Consider the following 22,436-nt stretch of genomic DNA (forward strand, 5'->3'; position numbering starts at 1 on the left):
CGAGTCTCCGTTCGGTCAGGAGGAGGCGAAGATCGTCTTCTTCTGGCGTTCGATCGACGAGAGGATGCTGTCGACGCTCTTCGGGTTGCGGACGAAGTTCTGCAGCGCGGGCTGCATCACCGTGGACGTGAAGTCCGGGCGGGAGTCGCGGTCCATGAACTGGGTGAGGCTCTTCGCGCCGGAGATCATCTCGAAGGACTTCTTCTGCAGCGCGGTGTAGGAGGAGGTGTCGGCCTTGGTGGAGGCGGCCACCACGCTGGAGTCGGCCTTCAGGTAGATCTGCTCGGCCTCGGGGGTGCCCAGGTACTCCAGGAGCTTGACGGCGCCGTCGCGGTTCTTCGGGGCCTTGGAGAGCATGAAGCCGTCGGTCGGCGCCTCGACGGTGTCCTGCCCGAACTGCGGGTCGATCTCCGGGAAGGCGAAGAAGTCGAGGTCGTCCAGGTCGGCCTTGTTCGTGAACTGCTGGCCGACGAAGGTGCCCAGGAGATACATGCCGGCCTTCTTGGCCACCAGCGTCTGCGCCGCGTCCTGCCAGGTGCGGCCCACCGCGCCCTCCTGGTGGTAGGGCAGGATCTCCGTCCAGTGGTCGAAGACCTTGCGCACCTTGGGGTCGGTCCAGGAGGCCTTGCCGGCCATCAGCTCGACGTGGAAGTCGTAGCCGTTGGTGCGGAAGTTGATCTGGTCGAAGGTGCCCATCGCGGGCCAGGCGTCCTTGTCGCCGAAGGCGATCGGGACCAGCCCGTCCTTCTGCATCCGCTTGCACAGGGCGACGAAGTCGTCCCAGGTGGTGGGGACCTTGTATCCGTGCTGCGCGAAGACGCTCTTGCGGTAGAACACCGCCCACGGGTACGTGTACAGCGGCACGAAGTAGTACTTGCCGTCCTCGCCCTTGCTGAGCTTCTGCATCGCCTCGGGGAAGTTGCCGCCGATCTTCTGCCACACGTCGTCGATCGGCGTGGCCAGCTTCTTCGAGGCGAAGAACTGCATGCGGTAGCCGGCGAACCAGGTGAACACGTCGTCGGGCGTGCCCTGCAGATAGGAGTTGATCTGCTCCTGGAACGTGTTGTGGTCCTTGGTGTTCACGTCGACCTTGATGCCGGACTTCTTGGTGAACGCGGCGTAGATCTCCGCGAACGCCTTCTTCGGCACGGCGTCGGACGAGTTGGAGCCGAGACTGACCGTCTTCGGGTCGGCGGACGACCCGCTGCCGCCACAGGCGCTCAGCAGGGGTATGCCGGCGCCGAGCAGGGCCGCGCCGCCCATGCCGCGCAGGAGGGTGCGGCGGCTGGGGACGGGGAGGGAGGATCCGGAGGAAGAGAGGTCGTGCATGGACGGCTCCTGAGGGCAGGGTTCGGCCACGAGGGTGTGGCGTGAAATCCAGCCGTAATCGACCAGAAATCAACTTGACCGAACACGGTGGCGCAATGACAGCCGCATGTCCGGTCATGCGTCAAGAGCCGTTCCCTTCATTTGTCGAAACGTGACCGTCTCGTGAAGGCGGCTCAAAGAGAGCGGCCGGCGGGACCGGGAGCGGTCAGGGGAGCGGGAGCGGCCAGCGGGACCGGGAGCGCTCAGCGGGAGCGGGAGCGGTGGTACGCGGCCGCGAGCCGGCCGGGGCGGCGGCGCCGCGGCTGCCGGTGTCCTCCGGTCGCGGGGGCGCGGCCGTCGAGCTGGATCCAGATGCGCACCTCCGTGCCGCCGAGCACCGAGGAGCCGATCCGTACGTCCCCGCCGGTGGACTCCGCCAGCCGGCGCACGATGTCCAGGCCGAGCCCGGTCGAGCCGTCGCTCCCGGAGCCGCGGCCCCGCGCCATCGCGGCCTCGGGGTCGGGTATGCCGGGGCCCGCGTCGGAGACGAGGACGATCACCGCGTCCTCGCCGTTGTGCACGTCGACGGCGAAGGCGGTGCCCTCCGCGGTGTGCCGGAAGACGTTGCCGAGCAGCGCGTCGAGCGCGGCGGCCAGGTCGGCGCGGGCCACGGGTATGCGCACCGGCCGGTCGGCCCCGGCCACCCGCCACTTGCGGCCCTCGTCCTCGGCGAGCGCCGACCAGAACGCCATCCGCTCCCGGACCACCTCGGCCGCGTCGCACCCGGCGCCCGGACCGGCCGCGGCCGTCTGCGGCTTGGCCTCCCGGGCCGTACGGATGATGGTGTCGACCTCGCGCTCCAACTGCTCGACCGCGGTGCGGGTCTGGTCGGCGGCCGGTCCCTCGCCGAGCGAGGCGGTGTTGAGCCGCAGCACGGTCAGGGGCGTCCGCAGCCGGTGGGACAGGTCGGCCGCCAACTCCCGCTCGTTCGCCAGGAGCTGGACGACCTGGTCGGCCATGGAGTTGAACGCGACCGCCGCGAGCCGCAGTTCGCTCGGGCCCTCCTCGGGCACACGGGCGCCGAGCCGGCCCTCCCCCAGGTCGTGCGCCCCCTCGACCAGGCGCTGCGCGGGCCGGACCATGCGGACGCCCAGCCGGTCGGCGACCGCGACCGAACCGAGGATCAGTGCCACCCCGACGGCGGCCAGCACCGCCCAGGCCGTGCCCACGCCGTTGGTGACGTCGGACTCCGGCACGTACACCTCGACGACCGCGATCTTGCCGGTGCTGAGGGCGACCGGCTGCAGCAGCGTCGATCCGCCGGCGACGCCGGTGGTGGAGGCGCGGCCCAGCTTCCGCACGGCCGCGATGTCGGCTTCGGCGGCGCGCCGGCGCCCCAGTTCGAGGGCCTCCTGGCCGTCGCCCGCCGGGAGGTGCACGGCCATCCCGGTGTCGGAACCGGCGGAGGCGACGACCCGCTCCAGCTGGTCGCGGTCGGTGGTGATGGACAGGGCGGGGGCGACCGCCGCGGCCTCCCGCTCGGCGTTGGAGAAGGCGCGGTCGCGGGCCAGCTCGCGGATGACGAGTCCGAGCGGCACCGCGAAGGCGACCACGACCATGGTGGTCACCGCCAGTGACACCTTGACCAGGGCCCACCTCATCGCGGAGCACCCGCCCCGGGGGGTTCGAGCTTCACACCGACGCCCCGGAGGGTGTGCAGATAGCGCGGGCTGGCCGCCGTCTCACCCAGTTTCCTGCGCAGCCAGGACAGATGGACGTCGATGGTCTGGTCATCGCCGTAGGACTGCTGCCACACCTCGGCCAGCAGCTCCTTGCGGGGCACGACGACACCGGGCCTGCGGGCCAGGAAGGCGAGCAGGTCGAACTCGCGGCGGGTGAGGTCGAGTCGGGCGCCGTCCAACTCGGCCTGGCGGCGCAGCGGGTCGACGGTCAGGCCGCCGACCCGGATCACGGGGGACGGCTCCCCTTCCGCGGGGCCGGAGCGGGCGCGGCGCAGTACGGCCGCCATACGGGCCGAGAGGTGTTCGACCGAGAAGGGCTTGGTCAGGTAGTCGTCCGCCCCGGCGTTCAGCAGCCGGACGATCTCCGTCTCGTCGTCCCGGGCCGTGGCGACGATCACCGGCACGTCGGTGATCCCGCGCAGCATCTTCAGGGCCTCGGACCCGTCGAGATCGGGCAGTCCGAGGTCCAGGATCACCACGTCGAAACGGAGATGGGCGACCTCGCGCAGCGCCTCCAGCGCCGTCCCGACGCTGCGCACGGTGTGCGAGGCGTCGGTCAGGTGCCGGATCAGCGCCGAGCGTACGAACTGGTCGTCCTCGACCACGAGCACACTTGCCATGCGCCGCACCGTACGCCATCTCGAACAGCCGGGTGCGGGCCTGTGGACAACTCCCCGGCTGGGGACAACGGACCACCGCACGGCCCCTTTTGCAGACATCGCGTGGGGCATGCGTGGCGCGTGAGGCAGTATGGCCCGCGATGCGCAGAGGACTCGTACACGTACTGGCCTGGCTGCTCGCCACGGGCGCGGCGGTCACGCTGTCGTGGTGGGGCGTCCACACGGTGATGGCGGGGACGGCCTACGATCCGCCGCGCGCTCTGCCCATCAAGGCCGCCGACGCGGCCACGCGGGAGCCGAAGGCACTGGCCACGCCGCCGGAGCGGACGCCTCCGCCGAAGCGGCGGGAGCAGAGCACGCCCCCGGCCTCCACGGCCGGGAGGCCGAGCCCCGCTCCCACGCCCTCGCCCAGCACCGCCCCCGCCGCCTCGGGCCGGGTGAAGAGCTATGACACCGACGGCGGCCGGGCGGTCTTCGATCTCGGGAAGACCTCCGCCTCGCTCGTCTCGGCGACGCCCGGGGCGGACTGGTCGATGCAGGTGTGGAAGACGGAGTCGTGGATCCGCGTGGAGTTCTCCTCGGGCGCGGACCGGGTGTCGGTGTTCTGCACGTGGCACGACGGGCCGCCGCGGGTGGACATCGGGACGTACTGAGTGGCGCGGGCGGCCGTCGGCGCCCCTCTCGGCCGGGCGCCGTGGCCGGTCATCTGAACACCGACGCCGGTGGCGCCGGCGACGCCACCGCCGCGGTGTCCGTGACGGGCGCGGCCCCTCCGGTGAAGTCCGTGAGCGTCCTGCCGTGCTCGACCCGGGCGGGATGCGGGTCGGAGGCGGCGAGGCGGGTCAGTTCGGCTGTCGGCAGCGGGTGGTCGGAGGCGACCAGGACGGCGTTCCCGAAGCGCTTGCCGCGCAGCACCGCCGGATCCGCGACCAGCGCGAGCTGCCCGAAGCGGGCGGCGGCGGTGGCGATCTGGCCGCGCAGGTGGGCGAGCGGCGGTCCGTCTGCGAGGTTGGCGGCGTAGACACCGCCGGGCTTGAGGGTCCTGCGTACGTCGTCGAGGAATTCGGTCGAGGTCAGGTGGGCCGGTGTCCGGGCCCCGCTGAACACGTCGGTGATGACGAGGTCGGCCCAGCCGTCCGGCACCTTGGCGAGACCCTCGCGGGCGTCGGCGGAGCGCACCCGTATGCGCGCGTTCGGATCCAGCGGCAGTTCGCGGCGGACCAGCTGGACGAGGGTGCCGTCCCGTTCGACGACCAGCTGGGTGGAGCGGGGCCGGGTGGCGGCGACGTAGCGGGCGAGGGTGAGGGCGCCGCCGCCTAGGTGCACGGCGTGGACGGGCCGGCCGGGCGGGGCGACGAGGTCGATCACGTGCCCGAGGCGGCGCTGGTACTCGAAGGACAGGTACGCCGGGTCGTCCAGGTCGACGTGCGACTGCGGGGCTCCGTCGATCACGAGCGTCCAGGCCCGGGGCCGCTCGCGATCGGGGATCAGCTCGGCGAGCCCCCCGTCGACGCTCTCGACGACGGCCTCAGCACCGGCCTGTCTGCGTCGGCCGCCCTTGGACTTTCCCATGGGGTCATTATCGGGGTGGCCTGTTAAGCAGGGCGTACGCTCCCGCGGCCCGGAGGCTGCGTGCTCGCGCGGCCCGGAGGGTGCCCGCTCCCACCACCCGACAAGTGCGTGCTCCCGCGGCCCGGAGGGTGCCCGCTCCCACCACCCGACAAGTGCGTGCTTCCGCCGCCCGGCGGGTGCCCGCTCTCATTGCCCGGCAGGTGCATGCTCCGCGGCCCGGCGTCCGGGCGCCTCAGCGGCAGCTGTCGGCCGCCTTGATCATCCGGGCGGCCTCCCCCAGGGCCTCGCGCAGCGCCGCGGGGTCCGTCGCGAGGTCGGCCTCGCCGGGCGGCAGCAGCCAGTCCGGGCCCGCCCCGGGGGGTTCGGGCGCCAGGGGCAGTCCGCGTCCGTCGGTCTCCGTGCAGGTGCTGCCCGGCACGTCCCACGCGGCGGCCGTCCCCGGCGGCACCAGGAAGCCGAGGGTGTCACCGCCGTCGTCGTGCAGCACGGGTCCCACCGCGTCCCCCGGTCCGCGTCGCAGGATGTCGACCGCCTCCAGCCCCTGCCGTGCCGGCACCGTCACCACATCGCAGCCGGCCGCCGGTGTGCCCGGCGGCGTACGAGGATCGCTGATCCGGCTGATCTCCATCCGGCCTCCACCACGAAAAGCCCTGCTTGGACGAGCGGTCGGGAGTCGGGGCCCTCCCGGTCCGCGGAGTTAAACGCGGCAGGCAGTCAAGGGCTACGGCGGAAGTCGGCCGCAAAGGATGGCACTTCATGGCAGATCACGGATGAGATATCCGGTTTGTAGCAAAACCCAGCGTGGTGACTCCATCACAGCAGGTACGTTCTTGCTCGCCGGATACTGGGTAGACGATGCAGGCATAACGTAACAAGTCGCCCTGCATCCGGCATGGTTCGACGGTTCGCACGGGAGGACCCGGCCATGGCGTCGTCATCGTTGACCTCGTCTCAACCCCACCGGCCGCCACGGCCGAACCTCGTCTTCCGGCGACTGCGCGGACAGCGCTCACCGGCCGAGTTCGCCGCGGCGATCCGCCGGGCCGGGCTCGAGATCGGCGAGCAGGTCAGCTGTGACGCGCGGTACATCGGCCGGGTCGAGGCGGGCGAGATCCGCTGCCCCAACTACGCGTACGAACGGGTGTTCCTGCACATGTTCCCAGGCCGCACACTCACAGACCTGGGGTTCGTGCCCCGCTCGTCGGTACGCGGACGCCGGGCGCGCGAAGCCGACGGGGCGCCCCTGACGCGCACCGCGAACCCGGCGAACGCCGCGAGTGAGACCAGCGGGGCGGGCGAGCCGTATGAAACGCAGAACCTGTACGACCCGCACCACCCGCACGACACCTACGAGGAGAGCGACGTGCTACGTCGCGCGTTCATGACCGGCGGAGGCGCCACGGTGGCCGCCGCCTCACTGGGGCCTGTCGGCCTCGCCCTCGACGCCACGGCGGCGCAGCGCCCCGTGCACCGCGCCGGGGCGAGCGACGCGGGTGCCCTGGAAGAAGCCGTCCGCCGGATCCGGCTGCTGGACGACCGGCACGGGGCCGACGGCCTCTACCGTCGCGCCGCCGCCCCGCTCCGTGCGGCCTACGCCCTGCTGGACGCCGGCACGACCCGGCAGACGACGGCGGACCGGCTCTATTCGGGCGCCGGTGAACTGGCCATCTCCGTGGGCTGGCTGGCCCACGACTCGGGGCGCTTCGACGACGCCCGCTCGCACTACGCGGAGGCCCTCGCGACCGCCCGCATGACCGGTGACCCGGGCCTGGAGGCGCACGCCTTCTGCAACACGGCGTTCCTGGCGCGCGACGCGGGCCGGCCGCGCGAGGCGGTCCGGGCGGCCCAGGCCGCGCAACGCGTCGCCCGGCCGGTGGGCTCGGCCCGGCTGATGTCGCTGCTCGCGCTGCGCGAGGCGGGCGGCTGGGCGGGGCTCGCCGACCGCGTCGGCTGCGAACAGGCACTGGCCCGGGCGCAGGCCTTCTTCGAGCGGGGCCCCTCGGACGCCGACCCGGAGTGGATGAGCTTCTACGGGGAGGCCGAACTGGAGGGCCTGGAGGCGCAGTGCTGGTCCACGCTCGGCGACTGGCCCCGGGCGGCGCGCCATGCGCGCCGGGCCGCCGCGCTGCAGGATCCGCACTTCACCCGGAACATCGCCCTCTACACGGCGGAGCTGGCGGACGACCTCGCGCGCGGGGGCCGGCCGGACGAGGCGGCGGTGGCGGGGATGCGGGTGCTGGATCTGCTGGAGGAGGTTCAGTCGTCCCGGGTGCAGACGATGCTGGCGGCGACGGCGCGCGTGCTGCTGCCGCACCGCAGGGCCTCCGGGGTGTCGGCGTTCCTGGAGCGGCATGCCTCGGCGCCGCGGACGGCCTGAGGGACTGTCGCGAACGTCACGCCCGCCGCGCGACGTCCGGCACGTCCTGGGCGAGGTGCCCCAGGTCGTTCCAGCTCTCGATCGCCGGCTCCCCGTAGGCCCAGCCCAGCACCGACAGCGATGTGGGGTTCAGGCGGATCCGGGCCGCGAAGTCGATCGGGAGGCCCAGCCACCGCGCCCCGATGGAGCGCAGGATGTGCCCGTGGGCGAAGACCAGGACGTCGCGGTCCTCGGAGCGGGCCCAGGAGACCACCTCGTCGGCCCGGGCCGTGATCTCGGCGAGCGACTCCCCGCCCGGCACGCCGTCGCGCCAGATCAGCCAGCCGGGCCGGACGGCCTGGATGTCCGCGGGGGTCATGCCCTCGTACGCCCCGTAGTCCCACTCCAGCAAGGCGTCCCAGGTGCGCGCGCGGTCGCCGAAGCCGGCCAGTTCGCAGGTCTCACGCGCGCGTGCCAGCGGGCTGGTGCGGATCTCGACGCCGGCCAGACCGTCGTGCGGCGCCCGGTGCAGGCGCTCGCCCAGCCGCTCGGCGCCGCGCCGGCCTTCCTCCAGGAGCGGCACGTCCGTCCTGCCCGTGTGCTTGCCGGACAGGGACCACTCGGTCTGTCCGTGGCGGGCCAGCAGGATGCGCGCGGGCATGGGGCACCTTTCCGGAAGAACAATGCGAGAAGAACGACGCTTGGGGAACTCCCCCATCATCGCGCACGCCCCCCGCAGGCAACCCGGGGGGCGATCTCTGCGTCTTTGAGGGCCGGAGGCGCCCCCCGGGGCGCGGGTCCACGCCGTAAAGTGGCACGGCCGAACGGGCTACGCGTGACGACGAAGGGGGAGGACGATCGGATGCAGCACACCGAGACACCGGGCACCGAGGCGGCGGCCCCCGCGCCCAGGCTGCGCTGGTGGACCGAGCTGCCGCTGATCCTTCTGGTGTACGGGTTCTACTCGGCCGGCCGGCTCCTCGCCCGCGGCGACGTCTCCGGCGCCGTCGACCACGGTCTGGCGCTCCTGCGCTTCGAGAAGGCGCTGTACCTCAATTTCGAGCACCCGCTCAACCGCCTCTTCACGCGCGAGGCCTGGATAGGCATACCCGCCGACTTCTGGTACGCGTCGCTGCACTACCTGGTCACACCGGCGGTCCTGGTGTGGCTCTTCCGCTCCCGGGCCGTGCGCTACCGCGCCGCGCGCACCTGGCTCATGACGTCCACCCTCATCGGCCTGATCGGCTTCACCCTGCTGCCGACCTGCCCGCCCCGGCTCCTCGACGCGAGCCACGGCTTCGTGGACACGATGGCGCAGTACAGCTCGTACGGCTGGTGGGGCGGCGCCGCGAGCGCGCCGCGCGGCATGGGGGACATGACCAACCAGTACGCGGCCATGCCGAGTCTGCACGTGGGCTGGGCCCTGTGGTGCGGCGTGATGCTGTGGCGCTTCGGCGGTACGCGCATGACGAAGACGGCCGCCGTCGCCTACCCCCTGATCACGACGATCGTGGTCATGGGCACCGCCAACCACTACTTCCTCGACGCGGTGGCGGGCGCGGCCGTCATGGGTGCCGGACTGCTGCTGACCCCCGCCGTGATGCGCACCGCGGACCGGTTCAAGGCACGGTTCGTGCCGTCGGCCGCACCGGTCACGGCGGACTCCTCCGCCTCGGCTTCCGCCCCCGTCGCGGCGGACTCCTCCGCCGCAGGTTCCTCGATTGTCAGTGCCGGATGCCAGACTTCCGCGGGTGAGCGAATTCCACGGCAGCGCGAATCGCGGCACGGAGCGGGAGCCGAGCCGGGTGCCTCCCCCAAGGACGCGGGGGACGGCGCTCCAGCGGCAGCTCGCTGAGCTGCGCGGGCCCGACGTCCCCGCGAAGGCACTGGACGCGCGTGCCTTGGCGGCGCTGGCCGCCAACCCCGGTTGTGCGCGGCGCGCGATCCTCGACGGCGCCGGGGTGAACAAGACGGCCCTGGCGAGCGCGCTGGGTTCGCCGTCGGCGTTCGGGCAGTCGCAGTTCGCGCTCACCAGAGGCAACGCCTTCGAGGCGAAGGTCAAGGCCGACGGCGGCGCGGAGCTGCTGCGGCTGGTGCACGAGAAGCTCGACCGGTCCGCCGAGCCGCCCTCCCACGCGCGCGTGCCCGACCTGACGGCGTCCGGCCCCCAGGGGCGCACGGCCCGTACGGAGCTGGAGCTGCGGGAGGCCACCGCGCATCCGGGCGTGTGGACGCTGCTCGACCATCCGATGCTCGCGCTGGACGTCGCGGGCTCCCCCGCGTTCCTGGAGCCGGACGCGGTGGTGGTCCATCCGGACGGCGGCTGGACGGTCGTGGAGATCAAGTCCTTCCCCCTGCTGGACGGTTCGGCGGACCCGGCGAAGGTCGGGGCTGCGGCCCGGCAGGCGGCGGTGTACGTGCTGGCCCTGGAGGAGGTCGCGGCCCGTCTCGCCCCGGAAGGGGCCCCGGCCCCGCAGGTGCGGCACCGGGTCCTGCTGGTGTGCCCCCGGGACTTCTCCAACCTGCCGGCCGCGTCCGCCGTCGACATCCGCAAGCAGCGGGCGGTCACGGCCCGTCAGCTGGCCCGGCTGACCCGCATCGAGGACATCGCCGACGCGCTTCCCGAGGGCACCTGCTTCTCGCCGGAGCTGCCGGTCGAGGAGCTGACGGCGGCCGTGGAGTCGGTCCCGGCGACGTACGCGCCCGAGTGCCTGTCCGCGTGCGAGCTGGCCTTCCACTGCCGGACCCGGTCCCGCGAGGAGGGCGCGGTGACGACGCTCGGGCGTCCGGTCCGGGCGGAGCTGGGCGGTCTGACGACCGTGGAGGAGGTCCTCGCAGCCGCGCGCGGCGAGGCGGGCGATCCCGGCGACCCGGCCGTGGCGGCCCTGCGGCGGGCGGCCGCCCTGCGGGCCGAGGCACTGGAGGCGGCGTGTCGCTGATCTCCACCCTGGCCCGCCTCGAAGCCGTCAGCACGGGCCGCGCCCAGCCTGCCGCCACCGTGCGGCACCGGCATCTCGGCGACCGTCCGCTGGTGCTGGTGCCGCTGGTCACCGCCGGTGAGGCCGGCGCCCCGCTGGGCGCACTGATCGGCACCGACCGGGACGCGCCGCGTCTGCTGGCCGTCCCGCAGCCCCGCGACCGCGACCTCAGGTTCGCGTTCCTGGCCGAACTGGCCGGCGTCGTGCTGCCGTACGTGGACTCCTACGCCGAGGCCGTGGAGGCCGCCGAGCGCACCGAGACCGACCCGGAGACCGGCAAGCGCGTCAAGGTCGAGGTCGATCTGTGCGCGGACGCGCCGCAGCTGATCGTGCCCAGCCGCGCGGGCATCGACCTGGTGCGGCTGCTCGGGCGCTCGATGCGGTTCCGGCGTACGGCGGAGCAGGATCCGGAGGCTCCCTACCCGGCGCCGCCCCGGGTGCCGCTGCTCGGGCGGTGGCTGACGCACTTCGGGGAGCGGGCCCGGGTGCCCGGTTCCTCGCTGCTGCTGGCGATGACCGACCTCCTGGGCCGGCACTGGGTGACCGGGCAGTCCACCCTGGAGGACCAGCACCTGGGCGCGCTGCTCGCCTGGATCGACCCGCCGGAGGGCGTCACCGGCGCCGAGGCCGCGCTGCGGGCCGAGCTGGAGCGGGACGAGCGGGGTCAGCTGACGTGCCCGCCGGCCGGTCCGGCCACCGACCCGGCGTTCGACAACAAGCTGCTCGCCCCGGCCATCGAGCGCTACGACCGGGCCCGCACCGCCCTCGCCGCCGCGGAGGACGGCCTGGAGGCGGACGACCGGCTCGGTGCGCTGACCGCCGCCGAGCGGGAGATCCGCGACCTGGTGCTCAGCCGCACCCGGCCCACCTGGGACGCGGTCTGGCGGGGCCTGGACCTGCTGCGGGAGTTGCCCGAGGGGGCGCGGGTCGAGGAGCGGTGGACGCGCGACCGCTGGTCGTTCACCGGCCACCGCGACCGGGTGCTGGCCGGGGAGCCCCCGCAGCCGCGCCGCGACGACGCGGTCACCGCGGCGAACAAGCTCGCCACGCGCGAGCGCGAGCAGGCCCGGCTGGAGGCGCAGGAGGCCCTCGACGACCCGCTGGTGATGGCGGGCCGGCGGCTGTCCGGGGAGGCGTTCGCGGGTGAGGTCACCGACGTCGTGATGGCGTACAGCGACGGCAAGCGGCCCAGCCCGCGCCCCCTGGTCACGGTGCGCACGGACGACCGGCCGCAGCTCGGCGAGCGGACGAAGGTGTACCGGTCGCTGGGCGGGAAGCCGCAGTCGGCTGAGTTCGTGGCGGACGAGGAGGACGGTGCGTACGTCGTGCTGCGGATCCTCGACAAGATGGGCCGCGGCAAGGAGCCCGAGCCGGGTTCGGTGCCGGAGAAGGGCGACCGGGTCTGCTTCACGCTCTTCGAGCACGAGCAGCGGGGCGGCGCGAAGCTGCCCGACCCGGAGGAGACGCCGTGGACGCACGGCGGGCCGCCCGGTGAGGCGACCCTGGAGGCAGCCGACCCGGTGACCGAGGAGGATGTGCTGTGACCACGGTGTTCGACCCCTCGGCCGCCGCGGGGCAGGCCACCGACGCGATCCTGCGCGACACGCTGCACGGCACCGCGCGCGGGGTCGTCGTGGACTCCCCGCCGGGCGCGGGCAAGTCCACGCTGGTGGTCCGGGCGGCCCTGGAACTGGCCGAGGCGGGTCACCCGCTGATGGTGGTCGCGCAGACCAACGCCCAGGTCGACGATCTGGTCCTGCGGCTCGCCGAGAAGAACCCCGAGCTGCCGGTGGGCCGGCTGCACAGCAGCGACTCCGACCCGTACGACAAGGCGCTCGACGGTCTGGAGAACGTACGCAAGTCGGCCAAGGCGGCCGACCTGGCCGGGCTGGCCGTGGTGATCTCGACGGCGGCGAAGTGGGCGCACGTCAAGGTCGACGAGCCGTGGCGGCACGCGATCGTCGACGAGGCGTACCAGATGCGGTCCGACTCGCTGCTCGCGGTGGCCGGGCTGTTCGAGCGGGCGCTGTTCGTGGGCGATCCGGGGCAGCTGGATCCGTTCGCGATCGTGGGCAGCGAGCAGTGGGCGGGTCTGGCGTACGACCCGTCGGCCTCGGCGGTGACGACCCTGCTCGCGCACAACCCGGACCTGCCCCAGCACCGGCTGCCGGTCTCCTGGCGGCTTCCGGCCTCGGCGGCGCCCCTGGTCTCGGACGCGTTCTACCCGTACACGCCGTTCCGCAGCGGCACCGGCCCCGGCGACCGGACCCTGGCCTTCGGCGTGCCGTCGGACGGCTCGGGCCCCGACCGGGTGATCGACGAGGCGGCCGCGTCGGGCTGGGGCCTGCTGGAGCTGCCCGCCCGGCACACTCCGCGCACGGACCCGGAGGCGGTCGGGGCGGTGGCTACGGTCGTACGGCGCCTGCTCGACCGGGCGGGGGCGGCGACCTCGGAACGCTCCCCGGCCCCCTCGCCTCTCAGCGCCGACCGGATCGCCGTCGGCACGGCCCACCGGGACCAGGCGGCCGCGGTCCGCTCGGCGCTGGCCGGCCTCGGCGTCACCGACGTGGTCGTGGACACGGCGAACCGGCTGCAGGGCCGGGAGTACGACGTCACGGTGGTCCTCCATCCCCTCTCCGGCCGCCCCGACGCCACGGCCTTCCACCTGGAGACGGGCCGCCTCTGCGTCCTGGCCTCCCGCCACCGGCACGCCTGCATCGTGGTCTGCCGAGCGGGGGTGACCGACCTGCTGGACGACTATCCGTCGACGGAGCCGGTGCAACTGGGGACGGTGGTGAAGTTCCCGGACGGCTGGGAAGCGAACCACGCGGTGCTCGCACACCTGGCCGAACACCGGGTGACCTGGCGCCCGTGACGCCACCACCCGCTACACCCTCCCCACCGCCGGCCGGAGGCCGGCACGCCGCCGGAGGCGGCCGATGAACACAGCCCGGACGGCTGGGAAGCGAACCACGCGGTGCTCGCACACCTGGCCGAACACCGCGTGACCTGGCGACTGTGACGCCACCAGCCACCAGCCACCAGCCACCAGCCAGGCCCTCTCACCCGACTCGCCGTGATCTGGCCGGAACACGGCGCCTCCCGCAGCCGTTGCGAACACCGGGTGGTGGGGCGGCCGTACCCACTACCGCGATGCCCACTTGCGCGCCCGCGAGACAATGGACGGTGGCCCACTCCACCTGGGAGTCCCCCGCCCGCGGGGGAGGGCCAGCGCGACGTACGAGGAGGAGAAGACATGGCGGAGCCCACGCCGCGTCGGAACGAACCGCGGCTACGCCCCGCGCCCCTGCTCTTCGAGCCCGCGGAGGCGGCCTCCGACCCTGAGCACTTCTTCGACCTCGAGTCGATCGACGACCCCCGGGCCCTGCTGGCCCGGGCGACGGAGCTGACGCTGGCGTTCCGGGCCGCGGCGGACCGGGCGGTGGAGTTCCAGGCGATGGCCGCGGCACAGCTCGCCGACCCGCGGAGGTTCGACCGGCTGACGACGGCGGACATCGCCGAGCGGGCCGAGTGGACCGAGGACTACGCCAGGAAGATGGTCGAGTTCGGGCGGGATCTGATGCGTGGCGGCGCCGAGGGCCGGGGGCCCGGCGAGACCGCGTAGAACAAGCCCTTCCCGATCACCTGGCATATGCCAGGCGGGCAAGATACTCCCTCCCACCCCCTCCTGTCCCGATTTCCCGCAACCCTCGGGAACCGGGCGCTCACGGCGGGTAGACCTGGATGCCATGAGCAGCGCATGGAACGCCTCCGAAGTCACCCCGGACGGGACCGCCTGGCTCGCCTCGGCAGGAACGTATCCGCGAAGCACGCTCGCCCTCTGGGAGGAGCGGCCGGACGCACCGGTCGTGCTGCCCTGCGGGGCGGTCTTCGACGTCGTCAGCGCGCCCTCGATGTTCGGCCGGCGGATGCTCGACCGGCTGTGGGACGACGGCCCGGGCTCGGGCCCGGTCGCGGAGTTCCGCGGGCGGATCCTGCTGTTCGCCGCCCCGGGGACGGCGCAGCGGCTCCCCGCCCTGCTGGAGTGGGAGGAGTGGGGCGCGCGGGACGGCCGGGAGACCAACCGCACGGGCGCGGTGCCGCCGCTGCTGTGCCACGGCACCGGCGACGCCGTGACCGTCCCGGCGCCGTCGGAGAGCACCTCCCCCACCCGCTCCGCTTCCCGCTGGCTCGTCGCCCCCGACACCCGTCAGCCCTGGCTCCCCGGCCCCGAGGTACTGCTCTGGGCGGCCGTCCGGGCGGCCCGCTCAGCGGTGCGGATTTCGATTTTTCCTCCCGCCGACCAGGATGCTAAGGTCTACGACGTCAGCAGGCGCCGCTAGCTCAGTTGGTTAGAGCAGCTGACTCTTAATCAGCGGGTCCGGGGTTCGAGTCCCTGGCGGCGCACAGACGGTGAAAGGCCCCTCGCGAGAGCGAGGGGCCTTTCGCGTGCCCCGGGTCCCGTGCCCCGGGACCCGTGGCCCGGAACCCGCGCCCCCAGACCCCGCGCCCCGGATCCCGTCAGCGCCCCACTGCGATCTTCACCGTCCACGCCCCCGAAGCCGTGCGCCCCTCCACCTTCACCCGTACGTCCTCCCCCGGCACCGTGAAGCTCTCCCCGATGGCGATCGGCGCGTCGGCCAGGGGCGGGTAGACGGAGTCCTCCCAGCACGCGTCCGTGCGCGGATGGGCGTCGATCACCTCGATGGGGCCGCCCCCGGACTGCGCCCCGCCCCGCACCCGGTACACGAGCACCCCCTGCCGGCATGCCGCCACGTCGTTGCCCACCGGCCCGCGCGCCTCGAAGGCGAGCACACTGTCGGGCCCGGTCCGCACCACGGCGAGCTTGGTGCCCCGCCCGAGACCGAAGGCCGGAGCCCCCGCGGTCCCCCTCGTCTGCACCCCCGGCCCCGCCGCCAGCGGCTCCAGGGTCAGCCGGGCGGGCCCGGCGTCCTGCACGCACCGCACCTGCCGCGGATCCAGCCAGCCCAGCTTCCACTTGTGCCAGGCGAAGAGGTCCGGGGCGAGTCCGAACTGGCTGCCCATCAGGTCCCAGTCGCCGACGTGCGTGTCCCAGTCGCCCTTGCCGTCCACGGGCCGGTGGTACAGGTCGGGCAGGTCGAACACGTGCCCGGTCTCGTGGGCGAGGACGAGCCGGTCCGGCGGGTGCTGTTCGAACACCGTGACGATCCGGCGCAGGTCGGCGCCGTCCGCCCGCAGCGGGCTCGTCAGGTTCACCACCTTGGTGGCGTCGGAGTCCACGCCGGGAGCGTCCGGATCGGCGACGAAGTACACGACGTCATAGCGCGAGAAGTCCACCTGCGGGTCGGCCACGGACAGGGCATCGCGCAGATAGGCGGCCCGGCGCCCGGGGCTCCAGTCGCGCCGTATGTCGTACGTGGTGGACGGCTGCGGCATCTGGATCCAGTGCCGCAGCGAGTGCGGGCGCAGGGTGAAACGGCCGTAGGAAGCACGTTCGAAGAAGCGGGTGGTCGCCGGGAAGTGGTCGGCGGTCAGCTCCTGTGGTGTGGTCAGCGGGTGGACGTCCGGGAAGGACAGGAAGACCATCACCGCGTCCAGGGACCGGGCCGGGCGCGGATAGGCGGCGTTCCAGGTGTCCAGGCCCTCCGAGTGGTGGGCGTCGGTCCGGGTCAGGGCGCAGGGCGCGGCCGAGTCGGACTCGGCGGCGGAGGGGCCGACGCCGAGGGAGGTGGCCGCGAGCGCCGACATGGTGGTGAACACGGCCGCGGTGCTGCGCAGTCGGGCGCGCGGAAACGGACGCGGCACGGGTACCTCCGGGTGCGGATCGCGGGACACCGCACCCAGCCTGTGATGATTTGTCGTACTGCGTCCTGTTTGCCTGCACCGGTCGGGTGAAGGGGGCGAAAAATCGCGGAAGTCGACACCCCCGAAGCACTCACAGAACGTCACAACTGGTCGGCGGCCTGAAGAAGGCGTCCAGGCGCATGCAGAAACGATCTGGCAGAAGGGCCGATTGGCCGGGAAGACTGGACACCGGCTGGAAGGCCCTCGGGCCAGCCTCTATGATCGGCACACTTTCCTGACTTTTCCTGCACGGACAGAGATCGAATACATGCGGGAGCGAGCGGTGAGCGGAACCTCCGAAGGGCCGGCGCCCGCGGCAGACCTGGACCGGCCGGTCGTCACAGAGAGTGAGATCGATACGTCTCCCCGTACCGGGCCGCCGTCCGGGCTGCCCTACCGCTCCGTCTTCACGGCCGCCCCGCTCGCCATGGCCGTCGTGGACCGCGAGGGCACGGTCGTCAGCGCCAACGACTCGCTCGCCGCGCTGCTCGGCGGCAGCCCGGACGGGCTCGCCGGGGCGGTCGCCGCCGACCTGGTCGACCTCACCTCCGACGCCCGTACCTGGCACGCCTACCGCGAGGTGCTGCGCGGACGGCAGTCCCGGCTGCGCTGCACGCGCCGGCTCAAGCACCCCGACGGGCGCTCGCTGTGGGTGCAGGTGACGGTCGCACCGCTGGCCGCCGAGGACGACGGCGTGCTGCTGTCCGTCGCCGACATCAGTGCCCGCCGGGAACTCCAGGCCCGGCTGCGGCACTTGCAGATGCACGACCCGGTGACCCGCCTGCCCAACCGCACCCTGTTCTTCGAGCGGCTGTCGGCCGCGCTGGAGGCGGAGTCCTACGAGCAGAGCGGCACGGGCCGGATCGGGCTGTGCTACCTGGACCTGGACGGTTTCAAGGCCATCAACGACACCCTCGGCCACCGCGTCGGCGACCGGCTGCTGGCCGCCGTCGCCGAGCGCCTCACGCGCTGCGCGGACGAGGCCGGCCACTCACGCACCAGCAGCCCGCTGGTCGCCCGGCTCGGCGGGGACGAGTTCGCGCTGCTCGTCGAGGACTCCACGGGCACCGAACAGCTGGCCGAGCTGGCCGAGTCGGCGCTGCGGGCGATCCAGGACCCGTTCGACATCGACGGCCGGCGGCTGTCGGTCTCGGCGTCGATCGGCGTCGTGGAACGGCACGCGGCCGGCACCACCCCCACCGCGCTGATGCAGGCGGCGGACACGACGCTGTACTGGGCGAAGACCGACGGCAAGGCCCGCTGGACCCTGTTCGACCCGGAGCGCAACGCGCACCGCATGACGCGCCAGGCCCTCGCCTCCACGCTCCGGCCGGCCATCGAGCGGGGCGAGTTCCGGCTGGAGTACCAGCCGCTGGTCGGCATGGAGGACGACCGGCTGCACGGCGTCGAGGCGCTCATCCGCTGGAACCACCCGCAGTTCGGCATCCTGACGCCGAATCGGTTCATCGGACTGGCGGAGGAGGACGGTTCGATCGTCCCGCTGGGCCGCTGGGTGCTGCGCACGGCCTGTGAGCAGGCCCGCCGCTGGCAGCTCGACCACCCCGACGAGCCGCCGATCTTCGTCAGCGTGAACGTGGCGGTACGTCAGGTGTGGGACTCCGACCTGGTGGCGGATGTCGCGGAGACCCTGGCCGGGACGGGCCTGGCACCGCATCTGCTCCAGCTGGAGCTGACCGAGTCGGCGGTGATGGGCTCGGCGGGCCGCCCGTTGCAGACCCTGAAGGCGCTCAGCGACATGGGTGTGCGCATCGCCATCGACGACTTCGGCACCGGCTACTCGAACCTCGCGTACCTGAGCCGGCTGCCGGTGTCGGTGCTGAAGCTGGACGGATCGTTCGTGCGCGGCTTCCAGTACGACGACCGGGAGGCGACCGCCCGTGCCAACCCGGCCGACGAGGTGGTCGTCGAGGCGATGATCCAGCTGGCGCACCGGCTCGGGCTGACCGTCACGGCCGAGTGCGTGGAGACCTCGGCCCAGGCGACCCGGCTGCGCAGCATCGGCTGCGACACCGGACAGGGCTGGCTCTACTCCCGTCCGGTGCCGCCGGACCGCATCTCCGAGCTGCTGGGCACGCCCGGCGTTCAGGCGGAGGCGGGCGTCGGCAACCCGTAGGCGTCGGCGATGAGTTCGTAGGAGCGGAGCCGGACGTCACCGCCGTGCGCGTTGGCCGTGATCATCAGCTCGTCGGCGCCGGTGCGCTTGGCGAGGTCGTCGAGGCCCGAGCGGACCTCGTCGGGGGTGCCGTGGACGACGTTGGCGTTCCAGGAGTCGACGAAGTCGCGCTCCATGGGGCTGAACTCGTAGGTCTCCGCCTCCTCCGGGCTGGGCACGAGGCCGGGGCGGCCGGTGCGCAGCCGGACCATGCTGAGGGCGGCGGCCAGCACCTGCCGGCGGGCCTCCTTCTCCTCGTCGGCGGCGAGCGCGGAGACGCCGATGAGGGCGTAGGGCTCGTCGAGCACGGCGGACGGCCGGAAGGACTCCCGGTACAGGTCCAGGGCCGGGACGGTGTTCTGCGCGGAGAAGTGGTGGGCGAAGGCGAAGGGCAGCCCCAGGGTCCCGGCGAGGCGGGCGCTGAAGCCGGAGGAGCCGAGCAGCCAGAGCGGCGGGCGGTGCGGGGACTGGACACCGCCGGGGGACGTGGCCTGGACGGGGCCCGGTACGGCGTGGATGCGGCGGTAGGGGTGCCCGTCGGGGAAGTCGTCGTCGAGGAAGCGGGTCAGCTCGGCGAGCTGCTGCGGGAAGTCGTCGGCGCCCTCGTTCAGCCGTTCCGTGCGGCGCAGGGCGGCGGCCGTGGCGCCGTCCGTGCCGGGGGCCCGGCCGAGGCCCAGGTCGATCCGGCCCGGGGCCATGGCCTCCAGCGTCCCGAACTGCTCGGCGATCACGAGCGGGGCGTGGTTGGGCAGCATCACACCACCCGAGCCGAGCCGGATGCGGTCGGTGTGGGCGGCGAGGTGGGCCAGGATCACGGCCGGGGACGACGACGCGACGCCCGGCATGGAGTGGTGCTCGGCGACCCAGTAGCGGTGGAAGCCGCGGCGCTCCGCGAGGCGGGCCAGGTCGACGCTGGTGCGCAGGGCGTCGGAGGCTGTGCGGCCGGCCCCCACGGTGACCAGGTCCAGTACGGAGAGGGGGACGGGGGCGCCGCCCTGTGCCGCGCCGCGTATCTCGTCTGCCGCGCCGCGTGTGTTGTCTGCCGCCACGGTGGGGTGCCTCCTGCTGTGGGCCGTGTGCTGTCGTTCCGGCTCTAACAGGGGACAGTCTCCGGTTATTCCCGGCCATGCGCCGGGACCGTCAGGCGGCCTGCTCCCAGTCGCTCCGGGCGCCACCCTGCGGGGGTGGCCGGTCGGCCTTCTCGCGGGCCCGCAGGACGGCCCAGGCGAGGGCGGTCGCGCAGGCGAGCCACCAGGGCAGGAGCCACACGGCACCCCACCACCCGGGCGCGGGATGAAGGAGCGCGTCCACGGCGGCGGAGGCCATGGCCGCGGCCAGGCACCAGCACAGCAGGCGCCCGGACAGCTGGACAGCGCTTGCGGGGGATCTGAACGGGCCCGGTTCGGCCATCGGGGAGTCCTTCACGGCACGACTGGCTGCGGACGTGGTCAGTGTGCACGGGATGGACAGCTGAAGGGGAACGCGCTTTCGGTCAACCCAAGGGCCGTGCGATGCGGCGGAGTTGAGCATTCCTCAGCTTAGGGTGGGGAGTCGGAGAGGCTTTGCCCCAGTCTGCCCCGAAGAAGGGGTAGGACCGATTCCGGCCCCCATGGAAGGCGTGTTCGAGGGCACGGCACCTTTCCTCGACCGCGCCGGGGCACTCGGACTTCATGACCACTGGTGCGTACCGGGTGGCGCGAGCGGCCGGCTTCCTCAAGGCTGCGTTCGCGGTGGCCGTCGGCATGAACCTGGCCGAAGCAGTCTGGGACCCGAGGGGACTCGCCTGGACGGCAGTCCGACTGGCAGCCTCCGCGCTCTTCACCGTCGCCCTCGTCGCGTACGTCGCGCTGCGTCTGCTCCGGTGGCGGCACACGAGGAGCGAACGTCCATGAACAGGCACAGGACCGGCCTGCGCGACCGCCTGCGTGGCGCCGGCGCGGCGGGCTTCTTCGGAGCCGTGGTCGCCGGGCCGCAGGAGCTGCTCGACTCAGGTGCCGGCTGGGACTTCCTGCTGGCCCTGTCGGTCGGGGCCGCCACCGGCGGAGCCGTCGGCTTCGCGTTCCCCTCGGTCCTCACCCGCCGCCGCCGGGAGCGGCCCCCCGCCCCGCCACCGCCGCATCCCCCGCCCCCGCCGCCGGAACGGAGAGCCTGAACCGCGGTCCCTCCGCCGCCCGCGACAGGTGCCGCGGGCGGCGAGGAGCAGGTCTCGCGGCTCACGCCTGGACGATCGGCTCCCTCGTGAACAGCGCCCCCAGTTCCGGCGCGTTCACCCGGCGGTCCGCCAGGCGCAGGCCCTCCCAGACCGTGACCTGGTTGGCGGTGAGGATCGGCTTGCCGAGTTCCTTCTCCAGGGCCGGGATGTGGGCCGCCGTGTGCAGGGCCGTGTCGGGCAGGAGGAGGGCCTCGGCATCGGGGTGGTCGGAGTTCCGGGCGAGAGCGAGGAGTTCGGCCTCGCCCCACGTGCCGACCTCGGCGGCCGTGATGATGCCGGAGCTGTTGACCGACACGACCTCCACGCCGGCCGCGCGCAGGAACTCGGCGAAGAGCTGCGCCACGTCCTCCGGGTACGTCGCTCCGATCGCGACCCTGCGCGCCCCCAGCTCCCGCACCGCGTGCGCGAACGCGAAGGACGTGGACGACGCCGGCATGCCGGCCGTCTGCGCCAGGGCGCGGACCTGCTCCTGCGCGCCGTCCCAGCCGTAGACGAAGCTGCCGCTCGTGCAGGCCCACACCACGGCGTCCGCACCGGCGTGCCGCAGCTCCTGGACGCCCGCCGCGAGCCGGCCGGCGGAGCCCATCTCCAGCAGCGCGTCCACCCGGTGCGCGTCCTCACCGATGTCGGTGTGCACCAGGTCCACCCGGATGTCGCTGCCCAGCAACTGCTCGATGCGCGGATAGTCGTCCTCGGCGGAGTGGCCCGGGTAGAGAAATCCCAGTGCTGTCATGTCCAGCCTTCCTGCTGCTGCTCTTCTTCCGGCAGTACGGGACCGGGGTCCGCCCCCGGCGCTGCGGGACCGGAACGCGCCGCCGGATTGATCAGCGCTTGGTACGGCCCCACCGCACGGGTACCCAGTCGGCGCAGTGCCGCCCACATCGTCACTTGGTTGGCCGAGATCACCGGGATGCGCAGCTCGGCCTCCAGCTGGGGGATCACGTCGTACGTGGGCAGGTTGGTGCAGCTGATGAACAGCGCGTCTGCGTCGTCGCGGACGGCCTGCCGCGCCATGTCCACCACCTCGCGGTAGGGGACCTTCCAGATGTGCCGGGTCAGCCCCATGAAGGCGCAGCCGGAGATCGTGACGCCGGCCTGGGCGACGTAGGCCTCCAGCGACTGCGTCACCGAGACCGTGTACGGGGTCACCAGCGCCACCCGGCGTACGTCCAGCTCGACGAGGGCCTCCAGCAGCGCGCCGGAGGTGGTGATCGCCGGTACGGCACCGGCCCGGCTCATCGCCTCGCACATCGCCCGCTCGCCCATCATGCCGCCGACGAAGCTGCCGGAGGTGCAGGCGTAGGCCACGACCTCGGGGGCGATCGCGGTGAGCGTGCGGACCGCCTCGCCGAGCGTCTCGTGCTCGCTGACCAGGCGGGCCAGGTCGAGACTCACCTCGACCGGCACGAACGGTGTGCGGGTCACATGGAGGGAGACCTCGTCCGGCACCCAGCGCCACAGCTCGCGGTCGAGTGCGAAGTCGAAGGGGGCGACGACGCCGACCCCGCGCTGCGGGCTGGGCCCGCCGAGAAATGAGACGTCCATGGCAGGCACCGGCCTCACGCTGGGCAACTAGTGTGCAACGGATCGTGGGAACGCCCGTGTTGACGACGGTAGGTTCGGGTGCGAGCGTGGTCAATCCGCCCGGA

22 protein-coding genes and 1 tRNA gene are annotated in these 22,436 nt (G+C 73.1%); 12 read left to right on the forward strand and 11 right to left on the reverse strand.

Translation table 11 applies throughout. The features are described from left to right. Positions 1-15 precede the first annotated feature (15 nt). The 3 genes from RFN52_RS14665 to RFN52_RS14675 form a co-directional block, all read right to left on the reverse strand. On the reverse strand, positions 16-1,329 hold the full coding sequence (locus RFN52_RS14665; RefSeq protein WP_184846704.1) for an ABC transporter substrate-binding protein: 1,314 nt from the start codon (positions 1,327-1,329) through the stop codon (positions 16-18). Between the two features lie 242 nt (positions 1,330-1,571). Then, the gene (locus RFN52_RS14670; RefSeq protein ID WP_184846706.1) at positions 1,572-2,969 is read right to left on the reverse strand and encodes a sensor histidine kinase; all 1,398 of its coding nucleotides are present in this window, start codon (positions 2,967-2,969) and stop codon (positions 1,572-1,574) included. Continuing rightward, positions 2,966-3,670 (reverse strand): response regulator transcription factor, encoded by a 705-nt coding sequence (locus tag RFN52_RS14675; RefSeq protein ID WP_184846708.1) that lies wholly within the window; start codon positions 3,668-3,670, stop codon positions 2,966-2,968. Before RFN52_RS14675 ends, RFN52_RS14670 begins: the two co-directional genes overlap by 4 nt. A gap of 140 nt (positions 3,671-3,810) precedes the next feature. Here RFN52_RS14675 and RFN52_RS14680 point away from each other — a divergent pair, with 140 nt between their 5' ends. Beyond that, on the forward strand, positions 3,811-4,323 hold the full coding sequence (locus tag RFN52_RS14680; protein ID WP_184846710.1) for a hypothetical protein: 513 nt from the start codon (positions 3,811-3,813) through the stop codon (positions 4,321-4,323). 49 nt (positions 4,324-4,372) lie between these two features. Here the strand turns inward: RFN52_RS14680 and RFN52_RS14685 are convergent, their stop codons facing one another. Together RFN52_RS14685 and RFN52_RS14690 are read right to left on the reverse strand one after the other, a co-directional pair. Further along, entirely contained in the window at positions 4,373-5,242 is an 870-nt protein-coding gene (locus RFN52_RS14685) for a spermidine synthase (protein ID WP_184846712.1), read from the reverse strand. Between the two features lie 232 nt (positions 5,243-5,474). Continuing rightward, positions 5,475-5,870 carry a hypothetical protein gene (locus RFN52_RS14690; protein WP_184846714.1) on the reverse strand — a complete coding sequence of 132 codons (396 nt, stop codon included), beginning with the start codon at positions 5,868-5,870 and terminating at the stop codon, positions 5,475-5,477. Positions 5,871-6,167: 297 nt separating this feature from the next. On the opposite strand from RFN52_RS14690, the gene RFN52_RS14695 reads away from it, so the two are divergent. After that, positions 6,168-7,619 (forward strand): NsdA family TPR-like regulatory protein, encoded by a 1,452-nt coding sequence (locus RFN52_RS14695; protein ID WP_184846716.1) that lies wholly within the window; start codon positions 6,168-6,170, stop codon positions 7,617-7,619. Positions 7,620-7,635: 16 nt separating this feature from the next. Here the strand turns inward: RFN52_RS14695 and RFN52_RS14700 are convergent, their stop codons facing one another. Further along, positions 7,636-8,259, reverse strand: coding sequence for a histidine phosphatase family protein (locus tag RFN52_RS14700; RefSeq protein WP_184846718.1), 624 nt, complete (start codon positions 8,257-8,259; stop codon positions 7,636-7,638). Between the two features lie 201 nt (positions 8,260-8,460). Between RFN52_RS14700 and RFN52_RS14705 the strand changes: the two genes are divergently transcribed. From RFN52_RS14705 to RFN52_RS14735, 7 genes are all read left to right on the forward strand, one after another. Then, the gene (locus RFN52_RS14705) at positions 8,461-9,453 is read left to right on the forward strand and encodes a phosphatase PAP2 family protein (RefSeq protein WP_184846720.1); all 993 of its coding nucleotides are present in this window, start codon (positions 8,461-8,463) and stop codon (positions 9,451-9,453) included. Then, a complete protein-coding gene (locus RFN52_RS14710) occupies positions 9,404-10,537 on the forward strand; it encodes a hypothetical protein (protein ID WP_184853896.1) in 1,134 nt (377 codons plus the stop codon). The genes RFN52_RS14705 and RFN52_RS14710 overlap by 50 nt, the downstream gene beginning before the upstream one ends. After that, the gene (locus RFN52_RS14715) at positions 10,528-12,120 is read left to right on the forward strand and encodes a cytochrome c oxidase assembly protein (protein ID WP_184846722.1); all 1,593 of its coding nucleotides are present in this window, start codon (positions 10,528-10,530) and stop codon (positions 12,118-12,120) included. Before RFN52_RS14710 ends, RFN52_RS14715 begins: the two co-directional genes overlap by 10 nt. Beyond that, positions 12,117-13,451 (forward strand): AAA family ATPase, encoded by a 1,335-nt coding sequence (locus tag RFN52_RS14720; protein WP_184846724.1) that lies wholly within the window; start codon positions 12,117-12,119, stop codon positions 13,449-13,451. Before RFN52_RS14715 ends, RFN52_RS14720 begins: the two co-directional genes overlap by 4 nt. 381 nt (positions 13,452-13,832) lie before the next feature. After that, positions 13,833-14,201 (forward strand): DUF8844 domain-containing protein, encoded by a 369-nt coding sequence (locus RFN52_RS14725; protein WP_184846726.1) that lies wholly within the window; start codon positions 13,833-13,835, stop codon positions 14,199-14,201. A 124-nt stretch (positions 14,202-14,325) separates the two neighbouring features. Continuing rightward, a complete protein-coding gene (locus tag RFN52_RS14730) occupies positions 14,326-14,919 on the forward strand; it encodes a bifunctional DNA primase/polymerase (protein WP_184846728.1) in 594 nt (197 codons plus the stop codon). Continuing rightward, positions 14,910-14,983 (forward strand) — tRNA-Lys (locus RFN52_RS14735). Before RFN52_RS14730 ends, RFN52_RS14735 begins: the two co-directional genes overlap by 10 nt. Positions 14,984-15,097: 114 nt before the next feature. Here the strand turns inward: RFN52_RS14735 and RFN52_RS14740 are convergent. Continuing rightward, entirely contained in the window at positions 15,098-16,363 is a 1,266-nt protein-coding gene (locus tag RFN52_RS14740; RefSeq protein ID WP_184846730.1) for a M6 family metalloprotease domain-containing protein, read from the reverse strand. Positions 16,364-16,670: 307 nt separating this feature from the next. Between RFN52_RS14740 and RFN52_RS14745 the strand changes: the two genes are divergently transcribed. Further along, positions 16,671-18,536: a putative bifunctional diguanylate cyclase/phosphodiesterase gene (locus RFN52_RS14745; protein ID WP_184846732.1), complete on the forward strand. Its 1,866-nt coding sequence runs from the start codon at positions 16,671-16,673 to the stop codon at positions 18,534-18,536. On the opposite strand, the gene RFN52_RS14750 is transcribed toward RFN52_RS14745, so the two are convergent. Beyond that, the gene (locus RFN52_RS14750) at positions 18,506-19,624 is read right to left on the reverse strand and encodes an LLM class flavin-dependent oxidoreductase (RefSeq protein ID WP_184846734.1); all 1,119 of its coding nucleotides are present in this window, start codon (positions 19,622-19,624) and stop codon (positions 18,506-18,508) included. The two genes, RFN52_RS14745 and RFN52_RS14750, sit on opposite strands and share 31 nt — an antisense overlap. A 91-nt stretch (positions 19,625-19,715) precedes the next feature. After that, on the reverse strand, positions 19,716-19,985 hold the full coding sequence (locus tag RFN52_RS14755; protein WP_184846736.1) for a hypothetical protein: 270 nt from the start codon (positions 19,983-19,985) through the stop codon (positions 19,716-19,718). Positions 19,986-20,245: 260 nt separating this feature from the next. Here RFN52_RS14755 and RFN52_RS14760 point away from each other — a divergent pair, with 260 nt between their 5' ends. Next, positions 20,246-20,467 carry a hypothetical protein gene (locus RFN52_RS14760; RefSeq protein ID WP_184846738.1) on the forward strand — a complete coding sequence of 74 codons (222 nt, stop codon included), beginning with the start codon at positions 20,246-20,248 and terminating at the stop codon, positions 20,465-20,467. Further along, positions 20,464-20,727: a hypothetical protein gene (locus RFN52_RS14765; protein WP_184846740.1), complete on the forward strand. Its 264-nt coding sequence runs from the start codon at positions 20,464-20,466 to the stop codon at positions 20,725-20,727. The genes RFN52_RS14760 and RFN52_RS14765 overlap by 4 nt, the downstream gene beginning before the upstream one ends. Positions 20,728-20,788: 61 nt before the next feature. On the opposite strand, the gene RFN52_RS14770 is transcribed toward RFN52_RS14765, so the two are convergent. Both RFN52_RS14770 and RFN52_RS14775 read right to left on the reverse strand, forming a co-directional pair. Next, positions 20,789-21,520, reverse strand: a complete 732-nt coding sequence (locus RFN52_RS14770; RefSeq protein WP_184846742.1) for a maleate cis-trans isomerase family protein — start codon at positions 21,518-21,520, stop codon at positions 20,789-20,791. Next, positions 21,517-22,332 carry a maleate cis-trans isomerase family protein gene (locus RFN52_RS14775; RefSeq protein ID WP_184846744.1) on the reverse strand — a complete coding sequence of 272 codons (816 nt, stop codon included), beginning with the start codon at positions 22,330-22,332 and terminating at the stop codon, positions 21,517-21,519. The genes RFN52_RS14770 and RFN52_RS14775 overlap by 4 nt, the downstream gene beginning before the upstream one ends. Positions 22,333-22,436 lie beyond the last annotated feature (104 nt).

The sequence above is a fragment of the Streptomyces collinus genome, assembly GCF_031348265.1.
In the GTDB taxonomy this organism is placed as follows: Bacteria; Actinomycetota; Actinomycetes; order Streptomycetales; family Streptomycetaceae; genus Streptomyces; species Streptomyces collinus.

Excerpts from the sequence above, each read along its gene's own strand:
- RFN52_RS14770 (WP_184846742.1), bottom strand. The coding sequence starts at position 21,520 with ATGACAGCACTGGGATTTCTCTACCCGGGCCACTCCGCCGAGGACGAC.
- RFN52_RS14755 (WP_184846736.1), bottom strand. The coding sequence starts at position 19,985 with ATGGCCGAACCGGGCCCGTTCAGATCCCCCGCAAGCGCTGTCCAGCTG.
- RFN52_RS14765 (WP_184846740.1), top strand. The coding sequence starts at position 20,464 with ATGAACAGGCACAGGACCGGCCTGCGCGACCGCCTGCGTGGCGCCGGC.
- RFN52_RS14730 (WP_184846728.1), top strand. The coding sequence starts at position 14,326 with ATGAGCAGCGCATGGAACGCCTCCGAAGTCACCCCGGACGGGACCGCC.
- RFN52_RS14700 (WP_184846718.1), bottom strand. The coding sequence starts at position 8,259 with ATGCCCGCGCGCATCCTGCTGGCCCGCCACGGACAGACCGAGTGGTCC.
- RFN52_RS14670 (WP_184846706.1), bottom strand. The coding sequence starts at position 2,969 with ATGAGGTGGGCCCTGGTCAAGGTGTCACTGGCGGTGACCACCATGGTC.
- RFN52_RS14690 (WP_184846714.1), bottom strand. The coding sequence starts at position 5,870 with ATGGAGATCAGCCGGATCAGCGATCCTCGTACGCCGCCGGGCACACCG.
- RFN52_RS14760 (WP_184846738.1), top strand. The coding sequence starts at position 20,246 with ATGACCACTGGTGCGTACCGGGTGGCGCGAGCGGCCGGCTTCCTCAAG.
- RFN52_RS14725 (WP_184846726.1), top strand. The coding sequence starts at position 13,833 with ATGGCGGAGCCCACGCCGCGTCGGAACGAACCGCGGCTACGCCCCGCG.
- RFN52_RS14680 (WP_184846710.1), top strand. The coding sequence starts at position 3,811 with ATGCGCAGAGGACTCGTACACGTACTGGCCTGGCTGCTCGCCACGGGC.
- RFN52_RS14775 (WP_184846744.1), bottom strand. The coding sequence starts at position 22,332 with ATGGACGTCTCATTTCTCGGCGGGCCCAGCCCGCAGCGCGGGGTCGGC.
- RFN52_RS14695 (WP_184846716.1), top strand. The coding sequence starts at position 6,168 with ATGGCGTCGTCATCGTTGACCTCGTCTCAACCCCACCGGCCGCCACGG.
- RFN52_RS14705 (WP_184846720.1), top strand. The coding sequence starts at position 8,461 with ATGCAGCACACCGAGACACCGGGCACCGAGGCGGCGGCCCCCGCGCCC.
- RFN52_RS14745 (WP_184846732.1), top strand. The coding sequence starts at position 16,671 with ATGCGGGAGCGAGCGGTGAGCGGAACCTCCGAAGGGCCGGCGCCCGCG.
- RFN52_RS14685 (WP_184846712.1), bottom strand. The coding sequence starts at position 5,242 with ATGGGAAAGTCCAAGGGCGGCCGACGCAGACAGGCCGGTGCTGAGGCC.
- RFN52_RS14665 (WP_184846704.1), bottom strand. The coding sequence starts at position 1,329 with ATGCACGACCTCTCTTCCTCCGGATCCTCCCTCCCCGTCCCCAGCCGC.
- RFN52_RS14675 (WP_184846708.1), bottom strand. The coding sequence starts at position 3,670 with ATGGCAAGTGTGCTCGTGGTCGAGGACGACCAGTTCGTACGCTCGGCG.